Below are 22,169 nucleotides of genomic sequence, written 5' to 3' on the forward strand. Positions count from 1 at the left end.
AAACGGCAGGGTTTACGTGGCTTTGGCCATGGGTGTTTTACACTTAAAAAGAGCAAGAAAACAGCAAGGAGAGCTACGTTGTCACAACGCACATTCAGCATCATCAAGCCGGACGCGGTCAAGAAGGGCTACGCCGGCGCTATCCTCGCCGAGATTGAGAAGGCGGGATTCAGGATTGTTTCGATCAAGAGGGCTTCGATCTCGAAGGCCCAGGCCGAGGGCTTCTACTACGTTCACAAGGAGCGGCCGTTCTTTGGCGAACTGACAGACTTCATGTCGAGCGGACCGATCTTCCCGATGGTTCTCGAGAAGGAGAACGCCATTGTCGACCTGCGCAATCTGATGGGTGCGACCAATCCGGCGCAGGCCGAGGAAGGAACGATCCGCAAGAAGTACGCGGCTTCGATTGGCGAGAACGCGATTCATGGTTCGGATGGCGAGGAGACGGCGGAGTTCGAGATCGGCTACTTCTTCGCGGGATTTGAGCTGAAATAGATTTTGCATGAGGCTTTAGCAACAGCGGCACGGCTGATCTGGTCGGCGTGCCGCTTTTGCTTTCCTGAGCCGGTAGGAGAAGATTGTGCGATTGAAGTTGCCAGACGGGCAATTTGAGGCGTACCTGTTCGATTGTGACGGTACGATTGTGGATTCGATGCCGCTGCATTATGTCGCGTGGAAGACTGTGCTCTCGGAGTGGAACTGCGAGTTTCCGGAGGAACTCTTTTACTCGTGGGGAGGCATGCCTGTGGCGGAGATCATCTCCACTCTGAACGCGAAGCATGGGTTGAGCATGCCCGTGGAGGAGACTCGCAAGAGGAAGGAGCAGATGTACTTTGACCTTCTGCCGCAGCTCAAGGGAGTTCCCGAGGTCATCGAACACATCGACGCCAGCCATGGGAAGGTGCCCTTCGCTGTGGTGTCGGGGAGCACGCGGGATTCGGTGACTGCCTCGCTCAACTCGCTGAAGCTGCTCGACCGTTTCGAGACGCTGGTGTGCGCGGGCGATTATAAGAAGGGCAAGCCTGATCCGGAGGCGTTCCTGATGGCTGCTGACCGGCTGGGAGTGGCGCCTGAGGCGTGCCTCGTCTTCGAGGATGCGGAGATTGGGATTCAGGCTGCGACGGCTGCGGGAATGGCTTCGGTGAAGGTTCCTGCTCCTTGGGAGAGGGCTTTAGTGGGCTGATCTGTTTCGCTGCGGCGAAGAAAAATGGCAGGAGCCGTGAGGCTCCTGCCATTTCGTTTTGTAGGAATGCTTATTTTGTGAAGAGGTTGAGGTCGATGGAGTCGGCCATAGCCTTGTAGCCGGGGTCGCTGGGGTGAAGGTGGTCGCCACCGTCGGCTGTGGCGGAGAAGACGTCGGGTTTTGCGGGGTCCTGCGTGGCTTTGTCAAAGTCGATGAAGCCGTCGAGGACGCTGGAGGTGCGGATCCACTTGTTGACGGCCTGGCGTAGCTCTTCGCCGGCGGGCGAGGCGTACACGGCTCCGACGTAGGGGGTGAGGGTGGCTCCGTAGACCTTGATGCCGTGGGTGTGGGCGCGGAGGGCGAGTTGGGTGAGGCCGGCGATGAGGTCATCGGCAGAGACGTCGTCGCCGGGATTGATGGGGCTCTTGGCGTGGCCGATGTCGTTGATGCTCTCGAGGATGACGAGGTACTTGACGCCGGCCTGGGCGAGGACGTCGCGGTCGAAGCGGGAGAGCGCGTTGGGGCCGGCGACGTCGTGCAGGATACGGTTGCCGCTGATGCCTTCGTTGAGGACGCCGATGTCCCGGGTCTTCTTGTTGGCCTGGAGGCGGCGGGCGAGGAGATCGGGCCAGCGCTGGTTGGTGTCCTTGGTGCTGAGCCAGCCGTCGGTGATGCTGTCGCCGAACGTGACGATGGAGGCGCTGTTGCCGCTGGCGAGCACATCGACGCCTTTGAGGAAGAACCAACTGGTGATGTCCTGGGGAGCATCGAGGGACCTGGCTCCGACGACGTTGCCGGGGGCGGTGTAGCTGGTCTGGTTGGCGAAGCCGTGGTGCGTGAGCTCGGTCATCTTCTGCGCGGGGACGAAGATGCTGACGGCGACGTCGGCGAAGGCGGGCAGGGTAAGGCTGGCTGAGTCGCTGACGATGAGGGCCCCGGGCGGGATGATGACGGAGCCGCGGCCTCCGAAGGTGAGCGGGCGGACGGTGGGAAGGTCGATCTCGCTGCCGGTCGTGCGAAGCGCGATGTTGGCGGAGCTGATGGTGAGCGGCTCGACGCCGAATTCGTTGGAGAGGACGACGCGCGCGGAGTTGCCGCCGAGAGAGATGTGAACGATCTGGCGGAAGGTCGTGTCTTCGGAGCCGTATTTGCCATCGTTGTTGGCCAGCGCGAAGGGCGAGGTGGCCCAGGTTCCGACCCAGTGGTCGGGTGGCGCGGCAGAGGCGGGCAGGATAGCGGTGTAGAGCAGGAGGACAAGGACGGCAAGGGCCGGGCGTAGCGTTTTCGCGCTTGAGTTCATGAACAGCCTTTCGTGAGCTAAAGTGACGACCCATGGTATCGCTGTTTTTTCCGTGGCTGCTTTGCGGGTAGCCGGTTGATTGCATCAGCGCCGGCGTGGGTGAGGCGCGGTTTCGCGGGGCGCGAGCGGTGAAGTATAGTGGCGGGGTTGCAACAAAAGCGTTTCCGGGAATCTCTGAGCAAGGCCCGGAGGCCGAAGAGGGGAAACATGACGATGAGGTTTTTAGCGGTTATGCTGCTTAGCATGACTTCCGCGATGGCAGCACATGGCTCTGTAACGAAGGCGGCTTTCGGGACGATGCCCGATGGGACCGCAGTTGATATCTACACGCTGAAGAGCGATGCCGTGGAGGCGCGCATTACCACCTATGGGGCGCGCATTGTCTCGATCAAAACGGCGGACCGCGACGGCAATATGGCGGATGTTGTGCTGGGGTACAACACGCTGGAAGAGTATCTTGCCGACGGAAAGACCTACTTCGGCGCGATTGTGGGCCGGTATGGGAACCGCATCGCGCATGGGGAGTTCAAGATCGACGGGAAGACGTATCGCATTCCCCAGAACAATAACGGGAACGCGCTGCACGGCGGGACGACTGGGTTTGACAAGCTGGTGTGGAAGGGGCGCGAGGTCGCAGAAGGCGTGGAGATGACGCTGGTGAGCCCGGACGGGGACCAAGGATTTCCGGGGACGCTGACCGTGCACGTGCGCTACTCGCTGCACCATAATGCGCTGCGCATCGATTACAGCATCTCGACCGACAAGGCGACGGTGGTGAACCTGACGAATCATGCCTACTTCAACCTGAGCGGCGAAGGGCGCGGGACGATTCTGAACGAAGAGATGATGATTGCGGCTGACAAGTACACGCCGGTGGACGCGGGGTTGATTCCGACGGGAGTGCTGGCCTCTGTGGAAGGGACGCCGATGGATCTTCGCAAGCCGACGGTGATTGGGGCGCACATCCATGACGACTTTGAGCAGTTGAAGCTGGCTGGCGGTTACGACCACAACTGGGTGCTTCGCGGCGCGAATGGCGAGGTGAAGACAGCGGCGCGGGTGTACGACCCGGAGAGCGGGCGTGTGCTGACAGTGACGACGACGGAGCCGGGAGTCCAGTTCTATGCTGGGAACTCTCTCGATGGGTCGTTCAAGGGACCGAGCGGCATGGCCTATTCGAAGAACACGGGCCTGTGCCTGGAGACGCAGCACTTCCCCGATTCGCCAAACCATCCGTCGTTTCCGACGACTCTTCTGAAGCCGGGTGTGACGCGCCATAGTCTGACGACGTTCACGTTTTCGACACACGCAAAATAGCGATGGCGATTGGCGCACGGTGAGATGGATTGTTCATCGCGCGCCATTTGTGCCGAGGTGTGAGGATGAATAAAGTTGTTCAGTCGGCGGATGCCGCGGTCGCGGATATCGCGAGCGGTTCTACGATCATGCTCGGGGGCTTCGGGTTGTGCGGGATTCCCGAGAACCTGATTGCGGCGTTGGTGCGGCGGAAGATCACCGGGCTGCACACAATCAGCAACAACATGGGCGTCGACGGGTTCGGCATGGGGCTGATGCTGGAGGCGGGGATGATCTCCTCGCACGTCGGCAGCTATGTGGGTGAGAATCGGCGGCTGGAGCAACTGGTGCTGAAGGGCGAGTTGGCACTGACGCTGGTTCCCCAGGGAACGCTGGCGGAACGGATTCGCGCGGGAGGCGCGGGGATTCCGGCCTTCTACACTCCGACTGGACTGGGGACGGTGGTGGCCGAGGGCAAGGAGACGCGCAGGATCGGCGAACGGACCTACGTGCTCGAGACTGCGCTGCATGCGGACTTTGCGCTGGTGAAGGCGTGGAAGGCCGACAGGCTCGGCAACCTGATCTATCGCAAGACGGCGAGGAACTTCAATCCGGCGATGGCGACCGCCGCGAATGTGACGATTGCAGAGGTTGAGGAGCTGGTGGAGCCGGGGGAGCTTGATCCGGACCACATCGTAACGCCGGGGATTTATGTGAACCGCGTGATCGTTGGGGAGAAGTACGTGAAGCCGATCGAAGCGAAGTTTCTCAAGGCACAGCAGGCGGGGGGTGCGGCATGAACGGCAAGGAGCGGATCGCGCGGCGGATTGCCCGGGAGCTCAAGGATGGGTTCTATGTGAATCTTGGGATCGGGCTACCGACGATGATTACGGCGTATCTCCCGGCGGGGATTGACGTGGTGTTTCAGTCGGAGAATGGGATGCTGGGTGTGGGACCAACGCCGGCTGACGATCAGGCCGATCCGGACCTCGTGAACGCGGGTAAGCAGGTGGTGTCGGAGCTTCCGGGGTGCTCCTACTTCGGGAGCCATGATTCGTTTGCGATGATTCGCGGCGGACACATGGACTTGAGCGTGCTCGGCGCGATGCAGGTGGATGAAAAAGGGAACCTCGCGAACTGGATGATTCCGGGCAAGATGGTGAAGGGCATGGGCGGTGCGATGGACCTGGTGGCGGGCGCGCGGCGCGTGATCGTCGCGATGGAGCACCAGACGAAGGATGGTGAGTCGAGGATTCTAAAAGCATGCACGCTGCCGCTGACGGGGACCAACGTCGTGCATGACATCGTGACTGAGTTGGCGTGGATTCACGTGACGCCGGAGGGTCTGGTGCTGACCGAGGTGGCTGAGGGCATGACGCCAGCGGAGGTGCAGGCCCGGACCGAGGCGAAGCTAACGGTCTCGCCTGAACTGCGGACGATGACGGTCTAGCGATGGGGACGCCGCGAGAGGATGCGCTGGACATCTTCGACCATGCGTTGCGCACCTCGCGCGTGGAGCTGGCGATGGAGCGGCGCGTGCATTTTCATGGCGCCGTGATGGAGGTCGACGGCAATCGCTTCGCGCTGAAGGAATATCAGCGGTGCGTGGTGATTGCGCTGGGCAAAGCTGCGGGGACGATGACGGCGGCGCTGCTGCGGCTGGCGGGACGCGAGGCGGAACGGTTCGAAGGAGTGGTGGTGTCTCCGGTTGAGGAGGCCGTGCCGTCGCGGAGGTTTCGCTGTGTGCGCGGTGGGCATCCAACTCCGGATGCGGGCTCCATGATGGCCGCGAAGGAGGTTCTGGAGGCGCTGGTCGCTCTGAGCGAGCATGATCTGGTGATCTTTCTCGTCAGCGGCGGTGGGTCGGCGCTGGTGGAGCGGTTTCTGGATGGAGAGACGACGCTGGAGACGATGGCGGCGACGCACAAGGTCCTGGTGGAGAGCGGGGCTCCGATTACGGCGATCAACGCTGTGCGGAAGCATCTCTCTGCGGTGAAGGGAGGAAGGCTGGCGGCGGCCGCGGCTCCGGCGGAGCAACTAACGATCTTTGTTTCGGATGTTCCTGCAGGGGAGTTGGACGCGTTGTCGTCGGGGCCGACGGTTCCAGACCGCAGCACGGTGCAGGATGTCTACCGGATTGTGGCGGAGTATCACCTTGCGGAGAGGCTGCCGGCGGAGGTGACGGAGATGCTGCGGCGCGGCCGTGTGCCGGAGACACCAAAGCCCGGTGAGACGATCTTTGCGAGATCGCGATGGAGTGTGCTGCTGGACAGCACCTCGCTGGAGCGCGCTGCGGCGGAGTGTGCCGCGGGACTTGGCTGGAGCATTCAGGTGGATGATACGTGCGATGACTGGAGCGCAAAGAAGGCGGCAGATTATCTGGTCGGCCGCGCGCGCGAGTTGAAGAAGGAGCGCGGGCCGGTGTGCCTGATCTCGACCGGCGAGGTGACGGTCGAGGTTCCGAGCGGCGCGCGTGGAAGAGGCGGGCGTAACCAGCACTTCGCGCTGCTTTGTGCGGATCAGATTCGGGGTGAGTCGATGACGGTGCTGAGCGGCGGCAGCGATGGCATAGACGGCAACAGTCCAGCGGCTGGCGCTGTGGTGGATGGAAGCACAGCTTCGCGTGCAGCTGCGACGGGGTATCCCATAAGCAAGGCGCTGGCGGCGTTCGATAGCTGCTCGCTGCTCTCGATGCTGGGTGATGCGATTATCACGGGGCCGACGGGGAACAATCTGCGCGATCTGCGGATTCTGCTAGCGAAGCGCTAGGCGCGTGAGCGTGGGCCAGTAGGCGAGCAGAGAGACGAGCAGGCCGACGAGGCAGGCGAGCGCGACGCTGTGAAAGAAGACGCGGCGCAGGATGCTGCCCTCGCTGCCGTAGGTCTCGGTGGCAGTGGTGGCGACGACGATGCTCTGCGGTGCGACCATCTTGCCCATGACGCCTCCGGCGGAGTTGGCCGAGGTCATTAGATAGGGCGAGAGACTGAGCTGCTGCGCGGTAAGCTTCTGCAGGCTGCCAAAGAGCACGTTGGATGAGGTGTCGGAGCCGGTGGAGGCGGTGCCGATCCAGCCGATGAGCGTGCCGAAAAAAGGATACAAGACGCCGGTGCGGGCGAAGGCGAGGCCGAGGGTGGCGTCCATGCCGGAGTAGCGCATGATGAAGCCGATCGCCATGAGCGCGGCGACGGTGATGAGGGTGAAGCGGATGACGGTGAGGGTTTCGATGAAGGAGGCGGCGAGATCACGCAGGCTTAGCTTCATCGAAATACCTGCCAGGAGTGCAGCGACGAAGATTCCTGTTCCGGTTGCTGAGAGCAGATTGAGATTGAAGACGGCGGCTTCAAGAGCGGGCTCGGGGACAGCGGGAGGCGTTCGCAGCACCATCTGGTCGAGGCCGTGGACGTGGATGGGGAATGCGCCGAGGTGGTCGAGCCAGGCGGAGAAGTGTGGGATTCCCCAGAGCACGATACATCCCACGAAGATGACCCACGGGAGCGCGGTCCTGATGAGCTGGTTGCGACTGAGAGGCTCGCGGGAGTGGTTTGGAATTTCTTTGAGTGAGGCGTCGAGAATGCGGCGAGGCTTCCAGACGCGAAGGAAGAGGATGAGGGCGATGATGCTGGCGGATGCGGAGAGGATGTCCACGAGCCAGGGGCCGTGGAGCGTCGCGATGAGAACGAGCGAGAGGCCGTAGGTTCCGCCGGCGACGAGGAGGGCGGGCCAGACTTCGAGCATCCTGCGGAATCCCGCGAAGGCACAGATGAGCCAGAAGGGGATGATGAAGCAGAAGGGCGCGATCATGCGGGCGACGACGCGGCCGAGGAGCAGCGTGTCGAGGCCGGTGACGCCGTGCAAAGCGACGATAGGGATCCCGAGGGCTCCGAAGGCCACGGGCGCGGTGTTGGCGAGCAGCGCAAGGCTGGCGGCTTCAAGCGGTCGAAAGCCGAGGCCGATGAGGAGGGTTCCGCAGACCGCGACGGGCGTGCCGAAGCCGGCGGCGCCTTCAAAGAACGCTCCGAAGGAGAAGGCAATGAGCACGAGTTGGAGGCGGCTGTCGGCGGCGACTCCAAGGAGGAACTGCTGGAGGAGAGCAAAGCGACCGGCGCGGGTGACGAGCTGATACATGAAGAGCACGGGGAAGACGATCCAGCAGACGGGGAAGAGTCCGTAAGCCGCGCCGTAGACGGTGGCGAGCAGCGCCATGGAGGCGGGCATCCTGAAGACGAGGAGCGCAATGACCAGCGCGGTTACCATGCCAGCGAGTGCGGCGAGGTGGCCTTTCAGTCGCAGGCCGCCCATCAGGAGGAGCAGGACGATCAGAGGAAGAGCAGACCAGCCGGCGGAGATGAGCCAGTGATGCGCGGGGTCGTAGATCTGCGCCCAGGGCTGGGCCAGTGCGAAGGTTGCCGTATGCGGGGCCAGCGTGAACAGGGGAGCCTGAATAGGAGACCTCGCGCCAAAGGGTTGTTGCCAAGTATCAGAGATGAGGCTGAGGCTGTAAATACCGAAGTAAGTATTGAGGACGTAGTTTTTCTTGTGGATGGAGTCGGCTGAAGCTGTCGGCCAGGGCGGAGTTTGTCGAGGCCAGCACATGAACAGGGAGTCCAAGGAGGCGCTTGATCGCAAGCTCGCCGCGGCGAAGCCCGCGACGGTGCTGTAGACGGTAGGGAGGAGTGCGAGTTTACTGCGAAGCTCGCATCCGCTCTTTCAGGACCTTTGCCAGCTTTTCGATCTCTTCGGCTTTCTTGACCACGGGGACCGAAAGAGTGTCCTTGTTGCTCTTGGCTACCTCGGCTTTCAGCTCCTGCGTGAGCCGGTAGAGCCTTTCGGTATCTGCCAGAAGCTCGGCCTGTCGTGCCTCGGCGGGCGTCATCGGCTTGGCTGGCTTCTGCGCTGTCGCGTCAGCCGGCTTGGATTCGTTCGGGGCAGCGGGCTGCTTTTGATCGCTTGCGGGGCTCGCTCCACTCTGCGGCGCAGTTTCGTTTCGTTGAGCGGGTGACAGCGGACATGCGACCAGCAGTAAAAGAACCGCAATCGCGAAGTGAAGCTTGCCCAGTTTCATGATCACGACCTAACACCTTCCCTCTCGATAGACGTTCTATCTGCGTCATTGGCGTCGTGCCGATGCAACAGATTGGAACAGATCGCAATATCCGTCGTCCAGCAAGCGACCGCTTCTGTGGCGGTATTTCGAGATTTCAGGGCCTTTCAGCCGTTTTGGAATGTTGCGGATAGACCTTGATTAGGACATTCCACTGTAGCGATGGAAAAGGGGGTGGCAGCTGGAATGCCTTTCTCTTCGGTGCAATCCGATGGCCGTGTAGTCTGGAACAGAAATGAGGCGATAGAGACGCTGTGTCTGGATGAAGGTTGGTGAATCACAATCCGCACTTCCGGTAGATCTGATTCTGCCGGCGATCCTCGATTCGTTAGCGCATCATCCTAATCTTGTGATCGAAGCTGCACCAGGCGCCGGAAAGACGACTCGTGTGCCGCCCGCGCTTCTTGGACTCGTGAAGGGCGAAGTTGTTGTGCTCGAACCGCGCAGGATTGCAGCACGACTTGCGGCGCGGCGAGTGGCGTGGGAGTTGGGGGAACAGGTCGGCGAGACTGCCGGTTATCAAGTGCGGTTTGAAGGGGCAGTTGGTCCACGCACGCGACTGCGATTTGTCACCGAGGGTGTCCTTACCAGGCGGTTGCTTTCCGATCCAACCCTGAAAGGCGTCGATGCTGTCGTACTGGACGAGTTCCATGAACGCCATCTGGATAGCGATCTCGCGCTGGCATTGTTGAAGCGGCTGCAGCGGACACGGCCCGACCTGCGAATCGTGGTTATGTCGGCCACTCTGGATGCGGCTCCGGTGTCGCAATATCTTGACGCTTGTCCCATCGTCAGGTCTGAAGGGCGGATGTTCGAGCTTTCGATCACGCATCTGCCGTATTCCCCTGAGCCGCTCCAAACGCAGGTCAGGAATGCAGTTGAGCTGCTGGTCCGCGAGAAGCGCGCCGGCGACATCCTGGTCTTCCTGCCCGGGGCTGCGGAGATTCGGCGCGCAATGCGAGAGTGCGAGACGGTCGCACGTCAGGCCGATTGGATTGTTCTTCCGCTTCACGGCGATCTGTCCCCTGCCGAGCAGGACCGCGTCGTTTCGCCTGCATCGCAGCGAAAGCTCATTATGGCGACAAATATCGCGGAGAGCTCGGTCACGATCGACGGCATCACTACGGTCATCGACAGTGGACTCGCGCGCTTCGCAAGTTACTCTCCGTGGACCGGCTTGCCGTCGCTCCATGTTGGTCGAGTAAGCAAAGCCTCAGCCGCGCAGAGAGCCGGCCGCGCGGGGCGCACAGGGCCCGGCTGCGTGCTACGCCTCTACCCTGAGGAGGATTTTCTGCGCCGGCGGGAATACGATGCCCCCGAGATCGCGCGCAGCGAGCTGTCTCAGCTCTGCTTGACCCTGCGAGCGCTGCAGATCACTCACTTCGATGAGATCGACTGGCTGGAGCCGCCGCCCGCGATCGCAGTGCAGAACGCCGAGTCATTGCTGGATCTCCTGGGAGCCACACGCAGCATGGCGCAGCGTATGGCACGGTTTCCGCTATCACCGCGGTTGTCCCGGATCCTGATCGAGGCTATGGAGCGCGGCGTGGGTGACGACGGCTGTGTCGCGGCGGCACTCCTCGGATCCGGTGCGCGAAGCGAAAAGAACGACCTGCTCGCTGCGATGGAAACACCACAAGATCGGCACGCGCTGCAGCACGTTGAGCAACTCCGCAGAATCGCCCGACCGCCAAAGCAGACGTATCATGACGACGATGCCGTACTGATCTCCATACTTGCAGGATTTCCGGACCGTGTCGCGCGGCGACGAACAGGCAATCAGGTGCTGTTGTCCACGGGCGCTTCGGCAGAGTTGGTTGGTGAGCCTCCACCGTACGACTTTATGGTCGCGATCGATTCTGAGGATCGTAAAGAGAAGCCGCTGCCTCTTATTCGAATGACGGCGCGCATCGAGCCAGAGTGGCTGATTGATCTGTTTCCGGATCGCGTGCAGGAGCGCTCCAGTGTGATCTGGAATCACGTGGCGGAGCGGGTCGATGCGGTGAATGCATTGCTGTATGACGAATTGGTCATTCAGGAATCGCGAGACGTGGTTCCGGATGAGCAAGCCGCGGCAGACCTGCTTGCGCGGAAGGCGCTGGAGGCAGGTGTTGATCGATTTGTGGATGGAGATGCGCTCGAGGATTTCATGGCTCGCGTCGACTTCGCGGGCTTCGAACAACCAGATATTCCACATGCGCTGCGCGAATTATGCTCAGGGATTCGAAGCTTCGCAGAGTTGAAGCGAACTGCGACTCATTTGATTTCGTTGCTTGAACAGAACATGGATGCGCGACGGCTCCGGGAGATTGCCCCCGTAAGCATTCGATTGCAGAATGGGCGCCAGACGAAGGTCCACTATGAGCTCGGTAAGCCGCCCTGGATCGCGTCGCGTCTACAGGACTTTTTCGGCATGAGGGACACTCCCCGGATAGGTGTCGATCAGACGCCTGTTGTGCTCCATCTGTTGGCCCCGAATCATCGTCCTGTGCAAATGACTACGGACCTTGCAGGTTTCTGGGAGAGGCTCTATCCGCAGGTGCGTCGTGAGCTGATGCGTCGTTATCCGAGGCACCAGTGGCCAGAGCGGCCGTGAACCATCGCAGCGGCCCTGGAGAGATGGACTAAAATGCACGCCACAGGATGCTTGTGGCAGAAGGATGACGCAAATTCATCGAATCGCGATCCTGATTCCATTGGCGGTTGGCGTCGGCGCCGTCGTATGTACGATCGTGATCCACGGGCTGGCTTTGGTCACAACGGTAGCCTTCTTTCGCTATGAAAGAAGACTCGGCCGCGCGGGTGCGGGCTTCTGGAGCGATCTTAGAATCGTTGTGACGGTGGTATCATTCGCATTCGTGGCGCATCTGATTGAGATCGCCTTGTGGGCGGCGTTGTTTGTAATCTGCGGAGAATTTTCGGAGTTCAGCGCCGCCTACTACCACTCAGCAGTCAACTATACGACCTTGGGTTACGGTGATGTGATTATGACGCCGTCGTGGAAATTGCTGGGACCGCTGGAAGCAGCAGATGGAGCGCTCATGTTCGGTGTTTCGACAGGGATGGTCTTTGCTGTCATTCAACATTTGATTCAGACTAGGTTTATAGATCTCAGGAAGTGAGAACTTATCGGAGCGGCTGCACTTTCAAAGCTAAAAATGGGGCGACATTTGTTTGCGAAGCCCTTTCTATACTGGCCAGGATCTTGAAGACTTCCTCACGCACTTGGCAGGCTGTGCCGATTGCATGATGAGGCCTGAAGAGGAACGTGCACTCGTTTTTGCACGGGTCGCATAGCACGCTTTGCGTCGTCGGGCACGAAATCTTTCCTTCGATGATGTCAGCAGCTAAGGCGAGGACGTAGGCAAGCGAGGGAAGGTGTAGAAGGACGAACGATGGTGTTGCGAAATCCTTAAACTGCATTACTGCGTTCGACAGGTGACGACAAGCCGACTTTCTATGAGCAGGTCACTGAGTCAAACTTTTTGTTTCTGCTTCATACGGCTTTTGCTTTTGTTATTAGTTTGGTTGCGCCGCATGTTGCTCTCCACCGTGTTTCTATTCGCATGTATGAAAGCCAACTACCATGTCAAGGAACGGCGGGTCTTTCGATAGCTTGAAGGTCCCTGAACGATGCGGAGCCAGCGAGAACGCCCGCCAGATGCGCTGGATCGACGCCCGACCTAGTCCTGTCTGCTTGGACAAAGAACGCGTGGACCAGTGCGTGGCATCGGCAGGTGTTGATTCCAGGGTGAGAGCCAGCACCCGCTCCACATCTTGGTCACTGAGCTTACGCGATGTGCCGGGGAGCGGTTCATCCACCAGCCCGTCCAAACCCAGGTCCAGATATCGCTGTCGACACTTACCCACAGTATGCAATGTCACCGACAGCTGACTTGCAATCATCGTGTTACTCCGTCCCTCAGCGGCCAAAAGAACCACCCGGGAGCGCATCGCCAGTCCCTGTGCCGTCTTGGGACGCTTGCTCCAGGCCACAAGCTGGGCATGATCTTCAGCAGTCAAAGACAACGAAGTGAGCGGACCACCTTTCGCCATCGGAGTTCCTCCTCGCTAGCCGATGACACTCACTTGATGATTTGTGACATTTATTTCAGAGACACGACTCTAGAGGGATTTCCTTCGCTGGGCTCTCTATCGGGGTCGAGATGGGGCGGCAAGAGTCCCTTTTGATGAACTGCGTAGGAACAGTAACGGCCTGAGGAGCCAGGCTTGGCTTGGCAATTCGATTCAAAAGAAGTTCCACCATTTGCTTCCCTAACTGCTCAGGGAATTCACGGACGGTGGTTAACGCGGGGTACAACATTCCGCCAAATGTGTCGTTGCAGCCCACCACGCTCACATCGTCTGGAATGGACATGCCGGAATCTCTGAGCCCCTTGTAGACGCCGTGAGCAGTTGGATCGTTGCCGGCAAACACTGCCGTCACGCGTTCGCCCCGAGCCAGCAATGACTTGATTCCAAGATATCCAATTTCTTCGCTGTCTTCCGAATCAATGCTGCATTGCCTCGGTGCGAGGCCTGCTTCTTCCATGGCCCGGCAGTAGCCGCTATAACAGCGGGCAAACCAGGGAAGGTGATTATTTCCCAGAAACCAGATGTCGCGATGGCCCAAGCTGATCAGGTAACGGGTTGCATCCGTACTACCCTGAATATCATCGGAAAAAACCGCATCGGTATTCAGCAATTTAGGGTCGCCGATCAGGTTGTTGCCGAGTGCGACTGAAGTTATCCCTTTGTTGTAGAGCAGCTCAATGAGATTTCCGAAGTTAGTGCCGGTCAGGAGCACTCCGCGAACCATATCGTGGCGCTGCACTACCTTTGGAAGGGGCAGTTCTTTCCATGGTGTGTTGGGCGAATAATTGAAACACAGGAACAGAATGTCCCATCCGTGTGCGACGCAGGAGGCCTCGGCGCCAAGCAGAATCCGCGAGTGAAAGGCGTCGTTCATGCCCCGGTTGCCGACCAGAAAGGCCAGAGACTTGGCCTTGTCTCGCTGGGATAGATCGATGTTCAGCTTTGCCACTACATCCAAAACGGACTTTTGGAGGGAGGGGTCAACCCTGCTGCTTCCATTCAGTACACGGGAGGCAGTCGATATGCTGACGCCGGCAGCGGATGCGATCTCGCGTAGTCCAGTCTTGCTCGTTCGAAGATTGTTTTTGCTCATGCTTGACGTATCTCGCCACACTTTCCGGGAAAGTTTCTCACTAAGTCAGATCGAAATGCAAGGGATACGGAAAACCACATCCCGTTCAGTGCTGAATCGTGGCGCGAGTCTATCGTCAAAGTACAAACAGGGAACTCCTATAGAGAGTTCCCTGTCTGCATTACCACATCTTCCGACGCTGAAGGTTGCAGAGGTTCAGACAGGCTGATCCACGATCTCTTCCCGTTTGGGATCCCAATAAACCCTCTTCCCCGTCCAATACGACTTAGCCGCCATGATGCATGCGATGGCGTGCGAGAAGCCATGGTCCACTGTGTTGTTCGGCTCCCTTCGATCGCGCATGGCTGTGAGCCAGTTCATTATGTGCGGAACTGAATCGTCTGGCGTTTCACGCGAGCTGGGCGGATAAGCGCCTGGAATATTCAACAGCTCTTCTTCTTCCTCGGCAGAGGCGGCGATGGGGAGCTTCGTATATACAGGTAGATGCCCTTCATCGGACTCTTTGGACCCGCCCTCTTTTGTAACGGTGTAAAATGACGGTCCCTCAGTCCCTGTACTTGTGATAGTGCCTTCGCGCCCTTGAATCCGTGCAAAGCTGCGATAACTGTTACCCAAAGTCATCTGGTAGGTGTACATGAATCCCTTGGGATAAACCATGGCGGCCGTAACGGTATCCGCATTTTCGCGCTGATCGTGCCAGACAAAGTTTCCGCCGGTTGCCATGACGCTTACGGGATAGCTTTCGTCCGTCCACATGTGCACCAGATCCACGGCGTGGCTCATCCACTGATCGAAGATGCCGGTTGAGTAATCCTTATAGAGCCGGAACTCAAGATATACATGAGGATCAAAGGGGCGATAAGGCTTGCCGAGCAGCCAGCGATTCCAGTCGGTGTCTTCTTCCCGAAGCATGGACTGACGGCTGTTCAGCCACTTCTCTTGCTCTGCAGGCGAGGCATGTGCAATGTCGGATTTGCCTGTATCGGTTCCCGGGAAACGCCACCGCTGATGGTTCACGCTCCATTGGTGCTCAAGACGCACAAGCTTGCCAATGCGGCCTGAGCGAACGATGTCCCTGACTTTGAGCGCATACGGCTCACTCCGATATTCCGTCCCCATCTGGACGACTTGCTTCGAAGCTTTGACTGCATCGCGGGCTGCCTTGGCTTCGCTCAAAACGTTCGCAAACGGCTTCTCCACGTAGCAGTCCTTGCCTGCCTTCACCACGTCGATGCACAACTTGGCGTGCTGAAAGTCGCCCGTGGCGATCATGACGCCGTCAATGTCTTTGGAGGCCAGCATCTCTTCCGAGTACTTGTAAGAACGTGGTTCCAAATTGAAGCTCTTTTTGACATGGGCGGCGCTCTTTTCGCGGGCCAGACTCCATAAATCGCAGACCGCGACGGTCTCCACCGGGAACTGCTTAGAAGCAAGCTGCACCATGTGCAGATGCCCGCCGCTGCGGCTGCCGCATCCGAGCTGACCAAGGCGGATGCGGTCATTGGCGCCCAGGATGCGTGCGTATGAGCGCGCATCCATGCCGGTGGCAAGAACTGCTCCGCCTGCCACCTTCAAGAAGTCCCGGCGGCTGGGGCCAGGAGTGCCGTTGTCTATCATTTTTTGCTCCTTATCAATCATGTGTTATCAGCAAAGGTCCTTGTGTTGGTGGATAGTGTTCGGTCATGGGCGCCCCACTCTGAGGCCTCGAAAGGTTAGAACGTGAGTTGTGGATGTTGTGCAGGCCGGAGGAGTGATACGTTTTGAACCGCAAAAACCGACGCTTGGAGCTGTCCCAAGGAGCGTCGCGCAGCGGCTCTTTCAAGCATGCGGAAAATTTTCCCACAAGTCGATGAGATAGACAAGTCAGAATCCGTACAGCAAACCGGGCGAGGCCCACGTTTTCTGCTTGTCCTGAGGTTCAATATCTATTGGCCCTATGGTCTGCCGCATGGCTGAACCAGCCTTTCACACGCTGACAGCACAGACATAAGTGTATTTATATATATAACATACACCGTAATTCCCCGAGGTTTTATCTGGCTAGGTTCGTTTTCAGCAGGCGAAAACGCAGCAATCACAGAGCTAAGCACGTCACTTCGTAGGTCCTTTGGGCTATGGAGAATTATCTGTCGAATGGGAAAAATATCTTGACAATCTTCGTTTGCTGTTTCTAGTATCACGCATGTTTTCCCGCCACTGCAGAAAATGAGGGCGTAACACTCCTCGTCCGCGACGGCTTTGATGTTCGGGAATTGGATCAAGGGCTGCGCCGATAGTGTCAAGTCTGGAGGGAAAACGAATGACGTTGGGAAGAGGGGCTATCGACGAACTGCCAGTCCGCATCGCACCGACTTCATCTATGCGAAACGGATCCGGCCGGGTCCGCTGGTGGATCGCCTGGACGCTCTTCTTTTCGACGGTGACGAACTACATCAGCCGGCAGACCTTCTCGGTTCTGTCGCCGATGATCGCCCGCGAGTTCCACTTCACTCACACTGATCTCGCAAAGGTATTCGGCACGTTCCAGGTGTCGTACGCGCTGACGTGGCTTCTGGGCGGCATCCTGCTTGACGCAATTGGAGTGCAGCTGGGGCTGGCCCTGGCGGCGATCCTCTGGTCGGTGGTCAACATCTTCACCGGATTCGCGAGCTCTGTTTTCGGATTTGCCGCCTTTCGCTTCATGCTCGGAATCGGGGAAGGATTCAACTGGCCTGCCGCCAGCAAAACGGTGGCCGAATGGTTTCCGAGCCAGGAACGCAGCCTTGCGGTAGCAATCTTTGACAGCGGATCAAGTGTGGGGGGAGCCTTGGCTGCTATCGGCATTCCGTGGATTGCGTTGGCGCTGAGCTGGCGCTGGGCGTTCGCATTCTCGGGGCTGCTGGGATTCGTTTGGCTCGTCGCGTGGTTTCGCGTCTACCATCCACTCGATCGTCATCCACGGGTAACGCGGGACGAAGCCGCCTACATCCGTTCCGGCCAGGAAGTGGCCTGCAAGTCCGGCCTGCGCGGCCTGCAGCGGTATCTCCAGCTGATGAAAGATCCTAACGTGTGGGGCATTGTGTTGGGTCGCAGCCTTACCGATCCCATCTGGTGGTTTTATGTTTTCTGGCTGCCCCAGTACTTGAGCGACGCGCGCGGATTCAGCCTGCGGAGCATCGCGCTGTTTGCCTGGATCCCATTCGTTGCCGCCGACATCGGCAACTTTACCGGTGGCTGGATTTCCAGCTACTGCATTAGGCGTGGCGTTCCGGTGGTTCGCGCGCGGAAGGCCGTTTGTGCTGTCAGCGTGATTCCGATTCTGGCTGGAGTACCAGCGGCCCATCTGCACAACGTGTACCTTGCGATGGCGCTGATATGCGTCGCCTTATGGGGTTTTGCCAGTTGGTCAACCATGGGACTGACCTTGCCGTCGGATCTGTTTCCGCAGGATGTAGTTGCCACCGTTACAGGACTCAGCGGCTTTGCCGCCGGACTGATCGGGGCTGCGTTTACCTATGCCGTTGGTATCCTGGTCGACCGGTTTTCCTACGGTCCCGCCTTCCTTGCCGCTGGCTTGCTGCCGGTGGTTGCAACCATCTGTGTCTTCGCACTTATTCGTCCAGTGAAGACCAAACCATTGAGTTACTAGGTGCCAGCGGAGAGGATCGTCTGTCCCTGCCGCAACACTGACGTTACGTGAAAACAGCGAAGCAAATGATTAAGGAGAAGTGATGAGCACGTTTACTACCGCAATCAAGCAATTCAAGTGTGGATCCATGAAAGTTGAGGTTCACGAGACGAGGCAGGCTGCAGGCCAGGCTGCAGCGGAGGCCGCAGCAACCGCATTCCGCCACGCGGGTCACGATGGCAAAGACATTCCAGTTATTTTTGCGACTGGCGCCTCGCAACTGGAGACACTTCGCGCACTGACTCAGATCGGCAATATTCCCTGGGAGCGGGTGCAAGCCTTCCATATGGATGAATACGTGGGCATGGCGCCCGACCATCCAGCCTCGTTTCGCCGCTACCTGCATGAGAACCTGGTGCGAAAAGTTCCTCTGAAGCAATTCTACGAGATCGATGGAACTGAACCCGACCCAGCTCGCGTGTGCGAGGACTATGCGAGCGCTGTTCGAGCCGCCAGGCCTCAGGTATGCCTGTTGGGGATTGGCGAAAACGGACACCTGGCTTTCAACGATCCACACGTTGCGGACTTCTACGATCCTCTCGACGTGAAGATCGTGGATCTGGATGATCCGTGCCGCGTACAGCAAGCCGCGGAGGGCTGGTTCGAGAGCTTCGAGAAAGTGCCGCCCACGGCCATGACTCTTACGATCCCGACGCTGTTTCGTGTGCCCAGGCTGATCGCATCGGTGCCTGGCGTGCGAAAGGCCAGCATCGTCCGGCGCGCTCTTACAGAACCAATCTCACGCGATTGTCCGGCGACGATTCTTCGCACCCACCCGGATGCGACTCTCTTTCTCGATATGGAATCTGCGGCCGAACTGGACGGATTTTAATCAACTCTCGATCGAGCGCAATGGCAGCCAACAGCCATGCAGCACGCAAGCCTATTCAACTGGAGGAACGGGACCACAAATGAAACGCACGATTCTCGCTTATTGTCTCGCCTTTTCATCGCTGTCGACGGTTACCGTCTCCGGCAATCTTGCGCGCGCGCAGGCTGTCGCAAGTGCGCAGATCTCCGGCGTCGTGACGGATGCCTCGGGGGCTGCCATACCTGGTGCGACGATCACCGCAACGCAAATCGCAACCGCCACTGTCAGGACGACGGTAAGCAGCGCCAACGGAATCTATGTATTGTCAGCTCTCCCCATTGGACCTTATAAGCTGCGAGTGGCAGCGCAGGGATTCGAAACGTATATTCAGACCGGGATCACCCTCCAGGTCAACGAGAGCCCAAAAGTCAATATCACCCTCAACGTGGGACAGGTCACCGAGCAGGTGGTTGTGAACTCGGAAGCTGCCATGGTACAGACCGACACGACGTCCGTTTCGCAGGTGATTGACCAGGCGCGAATGACCGAGCTTCCGCTCAACGGTCGCCAGCCCACGGATCTCATCATGTTAGCAGGAGGAGCAACGGATACGCCTCCAAGGTACAGCGACTTGACCGGCAGCAAGAACTATAGCTCGGGCACCGCCATCTCTGTTTTCGGCGGGCAGTCTAACGGAACAAACTATCTGCTCGATGGCGGCGAGAATATCGACACTTTCTCCAACGTGAACCTTCCGTTGCCTTTCCCTGACGCGCTTCAGGAATTCAGCGTTGAGACCAGCTCGCTTTCGGCACGCTACGGCTCGCACCCGGGAGCCGTTGTGAACGCGGTAACAAAGTCCGGAACGAATCAGATTCACGGCAGTCTTTTCGAATTCGTTCGCAACGGGGCAGTCAACGCGGCAAACGCTTATAGCCACAAAGTTGACCCGTTAAAGAGAAATCAGTTCGGTGGAACCGTGGGCGGGCCGATCCTCAGGGGTAAAGTATTCGGCTTTTTCGGACTTCAAGAAACGGTGACACGCACTACGCCTTCGGGGTATACCTCTTACCTGCCTACCCAGGCCGTACTGAATGGAGACTTTAGCACGTTTGATGCCCTTGCCACGAACGGAGGATGTCAGGCGAAAGCAGCAGTCACGCTAAAAGATCCGAACGGAGGAACATTCGCAGGTAACAAGATTCCTACATCCCGGTTCAATCAACAGGCGCTTAACCTCGTGAAGCATCTTCCCATGCCTACAGATCCGTGCGGGAAGCTTGTATATTCGATTCCACAGCCTCAGAGCGAGCGTCAGATTCTTGGCCGTGTTGACACCAATATCAGCGCGAGGCAGAACATCTTCGGCCACTATTTCAGCGGAGATTACCTGCGCCCCGGACACTATAGCGATTCGAATATCCTGCTAGCGCAAGTGTCCGGCGTGGTGGACCACAGCAAGTCCATCGTGATGGGCGACACCTACACAATCTCTCCTACCATTGTGAACTCCGCCCACCTTGGCTATACGCGCTTGGCAGTTACGCGCGGACCGGCTCCAAATGGGATTAACCTTGCCTCACTGGGCGTAAATATTCCGTATCAACCTTTGTCTAACTTTCTTTCTCTTTCTGTCCCGTCATACTTTAGTGTCGGCTGCGGAACCTGCTCGTCGGCTAACCTGACTCAGAACAATATCCAGTTAGCAGACGATATGGATATAGTTCGCGGACGGCAGCACATCTCGCTGGGAGTCGAATGGGTCAACCACAAAGACGTGATCGTGTTCTGGGGGTTGGCGGCCGGACAGTTCGGCTTTAGCAATAACAACACGGGAGACGCTCTCGCCGACTTCATGCTCGGCCTTCCGAGGAGCTTCACACAAGCAAACAAGCAGCGCTTTGATGGTAACCAGAATTACTTCGGAGCGTACGTCCATGATGTCGTCCAATTCAATAAGAGATTGACCGCCCAGCTTGGCGTGCGCTGGGAGCCAAACCTGTGGGGAAATGAAAGAGCCAACCGAATGCAGCACTTTGATATGGCTGCCTTCAACGTCGGTACCGTCAGCAACGTATATCCAAACGCCCCGGCTGGTTTGTTGTTTCCAGGGGATAAGGGCGTAGGGCAGACTTTTGCGCAGAACCATCCCTGGAAGTTCGAACCACGCGCGGGTATTTCCTGGGATCCTACAGGGACTGGCCACCAGATTATTCGAGCCGGCTATGGGCTCTTCTATGATGTGCTGTCGCTGGGTTACTGGGAAGATCAAACAGCAGATGCTCCCTGGGGCTATCAAATTTCTCTGAACAACCCTGTGGGAGGATTCTCAAATCCATGGGCTGGATATCCGGGGGGAAGTCCATTTCCGACTCCTCAACCGCCTTCCAGGAACGTGGCATTCCCGGCTCAAGGATCCTATATTACGTATCCGTCCAACATGCGCCAGATGTACACCAACCAGTGGAATCTGATGTATGAGATTCAGCCGTTCTCAAACTGGGTATTTTCCGCAGGGTATGTTGGTAACAAGACCATTCATGTTTTGAGCGGAGAGAACATTAATGCCTCTGTGTACGCACCGGGAAGCTGCCCCACGCCCAACGACCCTACGTCCACGGTCTGCGCCGCGCTCCGAAAGACGTCGAACTCGAGACGAGCGCTCTATTTGAAGAACCCGGCCCTTGGAGCGGTATATTCCGATATTAACCAGGCCGACGACAACGGAATTGCGGGTTACAACGGCTTGCTTCTCAAAGGCCAGCATCGGTTCAGCTCGAACTATACGATTCTGGCGAACTACACCTACTCCCACTGCCTCGGCAACGCTGAATTCTCCACCGACTTCGCGTTTCAGCAGACGCAGGACCCCAATAATCTGAATGGCGAACGAGGCAACTGCAGCACCGACATTCGGCATATCGCCAATATTTCGTTCGTTGGAGTGTCTCCTGCTCTTTCGAATCGTTTGGCTAACACTCTGGTCGGTCGCTGGAAGCTGTCGCCGATTGTGACCAGGCATAGTGGTACATGGTTTACCCCGAGTAGCGGTTTCGATTATTCTCTGACGAATATCAATAATGACCGCCCGAATCTGACGGGAAATCCCTATCAACGCGATGTGAAGCATCTTACATGGCTCACTGCCACCGGATTTACCCCAAACGCATGGGGAACCTTTGGCAATGTCAGGCGGAATTCAGTGCGAGGCCCCGGATGGATAAACGTGAATGTGGCCTTGAGCAGGGAATTTGCTATCCGCGAACAGCAACGATTCGAATTCCGTTTCGAGGCGTTCAACCTTGCCAACCACGCCAACTACAATAGCCTGAGCACTAACCTGTCGAGCAGCTCTTTTGGGAAGATTCAGGGCGCTGCCGATCCGCGCATTCTGCAGATCGCTGGGAAGTTCACGTTCTAACCTCCATATGGCCTCCTCTCCCCGCTCACGTGGTGTCTGTACATCAGGTGAGCAGGGAGAAGGGGGCCATTTCGTATCTGAAGCCATCAGGAGCCTGCACGCTCGCCAACTGGGACTTTCTCGGGCCACAGTGTCAGTTCTGCCTAACTTTGTCGAACATGCATCCACAAGCGTTGCGCAACGGCTTTAGCAGACGCCGTGT

General features: G+C 58.3%; 17 protein-coding genes. 11 read left to right on the plus strand and 6 right to left on the minus strand.

Features of this window, described 5'->3' with window-relative positions; genetic code table 11:
- The first annotated feature begins 78 nt into the window (after positions 1-78).
- A complete protein-coding gene (gene ndk / locus OHL16_RS12020) occupies positions 79-495 on the plus strand; it encodes a nucleoside-diphosphate kinase (protein ID WP_263367364.1) in 417 nt (138 codons plus the stop codon).
- 85 nt (positions 496-580) lie between these two features.
- A complete protein-coding gene (locus OHL16_RS12025) occupies positions 581-1,183 on the plus strand; it encodes an HAD family hydrolase (protein WP_263367365.1) in 603 nt (200 codons plus the stop codon).
- Between the two features lie 70 nt (positions 1,184-1,253).
- On the opposite strand, the gene OHL16_RS12030 is transcribed toward OHL16_RS12025, so the two are convergent.
- Complete coding sequence (locus tag OHL16_RS12030) at positions 1,254-2,483, minus strand: SGNH/GDSL hydrolase family protein (RefSeq protein WP_263367366.1); 1,230 nt, start codon at positions 2,481-2,483, stop codon at positions 1,254-1,256.
- Between the two features lie 207 nt (positions 2,484-2,690).
- On the opposite strand from OHL16_RS12030, the gene OHL16_RS12035 reads away from it, so the two are divergent.
- The 4 genes from OHL16_RS12035 to OHL16_RS12050 all read left to right on the plus strand — a co-directional run bounded on the left by OHL16_RS12035 (position 2,691) and on the right by OHL16_RS12050 (position 6,548).
- Positions 2,691-3,800: an aldose epimerase family protein gene (locus OHL16_RS12035; protein ID WP_317891058.1), complete on the plus strand. Its 1,110-nt coding sequence runs from the start codon at positions 2,691-2,693 to the stop codon at positions 3,798-3,800.
- 65 nt (positions 3,801-3,865) lie between these two features.
- Entirely contained in the window at positions 3,866-4,579 is a 714-nt protein-coding gene (locus OHL16_RS12040; RefSeq protein WP_263367367.1) for a CoA transferase subunit A, read from the plus strand.
- Entirely contained in the window at positions 4,576-5,229 is a 654-nt protein-coding gene (locus OHL16_RS12045; RefSeq protein WP_263367368.1) for a 3-oxoacid CoA-transferase subunit B, read from the plus strand. Before OHL16_RS12040 ends, OHL16_RS12045 begins: the two co-directional genes overlap by 4 nt.
- Positions 5,230-5,231: 2 nt before the next feature.
- A complete protein-coding gene (locus OHL16_RS12050) occupies positions 5,232-6,548 on the plus strand; it encodes a glycerate kinase type-2 family protein (RefSeq protein WP_263367369.1) in 1,317 nt (438 codons plus the stop codon).
- Here OHL16_RS12050 and OHL16_RS12055 read toward each other — a convergent pair.
- Together OHL16_RS12055 and OHL16_RS12060 are read right to left on the minus strand one after the other, a co-directional pair.
- Complete coding sequence (locus tag OHL16_RS12055; protein ID WP_263367370.1) at positions 6,534-8,372, minus strand: L-lactate permease; 1,839 nt, start codon at positions 8,370-8,372, stop codon at positions 6,534-6,536. The genes OHL16_RS12050 and OHL16_RS12055 overlap by 15 nt on opposite strands.
- Before the next feature lie 88 nt (positions 8,373-8,460).
- Positions 8,461-8,847, minus strand: a complete 387-nt coding sequence (locus tag OHL16_RS12060) for a hypothetical protein (protein ID WP_263367371.1) — start codon at positions 8,845-8,847, stop codon at positions 8,461-8,463.
- A 295-nt stretch (positions 8,848-9,142) separates the two neighbouring features.
- Between OHL16_RS12060 and hrpB the strand changes: the two genes are divergently transcribed.
- Together hrpB and OHL16_RS12070 are read left to right on the plus strand one after the other, a co-directional pair.
- Positions 9,143-11,476: an ATP-dependent helicase HrpB gene (hrpB, locus tag OHL16_RS12065; protein ID WP_263367372.1), complete on the plus strand. Its 2,334-nt coding sequence runs from the start codon at positions 9,143-9,145 to the stop codon at positions 11,474-11,476.
- Between the two features lie 64 nt (positions 11,477-11,540).
- On the plus strand, positions 11,541-12,002 hold the full coding sequence (locus tag OHL16_RS12070; RefSeq protein ID WP_263367373.1) for a potassium channel family protein: 462 nt from the start codon (positions 11,541-11,543) through the stop codon (positions 12,000-12,002).
- Between the two features lie 436 nt (positions 12,003-12,438).
- Here the strand turns inward: OHL16_RS12070 and OHL16_RS12075 are convergent, their stop codons facing one another.
- The 3 genes from OHL16_RS12075 to OHL16_RS12085 form a co-directional block, all read right to left on the minus strand.
- Positions 12,439-12,936, minus strand: coding sequence for a helix-turn-helix domain-containing protein (locus tag OHL16_RS12075; RefSeq protein WP_263367374.1), 498 nt, complete (start codon positions 12,934-12,936; stop codon positions 12,439-12,441).
- A 55-nt stretch (positions 12,937-12,991) separates the two neighbouring features.
- A complete protein-coding gene (locus OHL16_RS12080; protein WP_263367375.1) occupies positions 12,992-14,068 on the minus strand; it encodes a LacI family DNA-binding transcriptional regulator in 1,077 nt (358 codons plus the stop codon).
- A 195-nt stretch (positions 14,069-14,263) separates the two neighbouring features.
- Positions 14,264-15,706 (minus strand): Gfo/Idh/MocA family protein, encoded by a 1,443-nt coding sequence (locus OHL16_RS12085; RefSeq protein WP_263367376.1) that lies wholly within the window; start codon positions 15,704-15,706, stop codon positions 14,264-14,266.
- Positions 15,707-16,367: 661 nt separating this feature from the next.
- Between OHL16_RS12085 and OHL16_RS12090 the strand changes: the two genes are divergently transcribed.
- From OHL16_RS12090 to OHL16_RS12100, 3 genes are all read left to right on the plus strand, one after another.
- A complete protein-coding gene (locus tag OHL16_RS12090) occupies positions 16,368-17,696 on the plus strand; it encodes an MFS transporter (protein ID WP_263367377.1) in 1,329 nt (442 codons plus the stop codon).
- Positions 17,697-17,823: 127 nt separating this feature from the next.
- Positions 17,824-18,567 carry a 6-phosphogluconolactonase gene (locus OHL16_RS12095; RefSeq protein WP_263367378.1) on the plus strand — a complete coding sequence of 248 codons (744 nt, stop codon included), beginning with the start codon at positions 17,824-17,826 and terminating at the stop codon, positions 18,565-18,567.
- A 193-nt stretch (positions 18,568-18,760) separates the two neighbouring features.
- Positions 18,761-21,967, plus strand: coding sequence for a carboxypeptidase-like regulatory domain-containing protein (locus OHL16_RS12100; protein ID WP_263367458.1), 3,207 nt, complete (start codon positions 18,761-18,763; stop codon positions 21,965-21,967).
- Positions 21,968-22,169: the final 202 nt, after the last annotated feature.

It is taken from the genome of Edaphobacter bradus, from assembly GCF_025685645.1.
Lineage (GTDB): Bacteria > Acidobacteriota > Terriglobia > Terriglobales > Acidobacteriaceae > Edaphobacter > Edaphobacter bradus.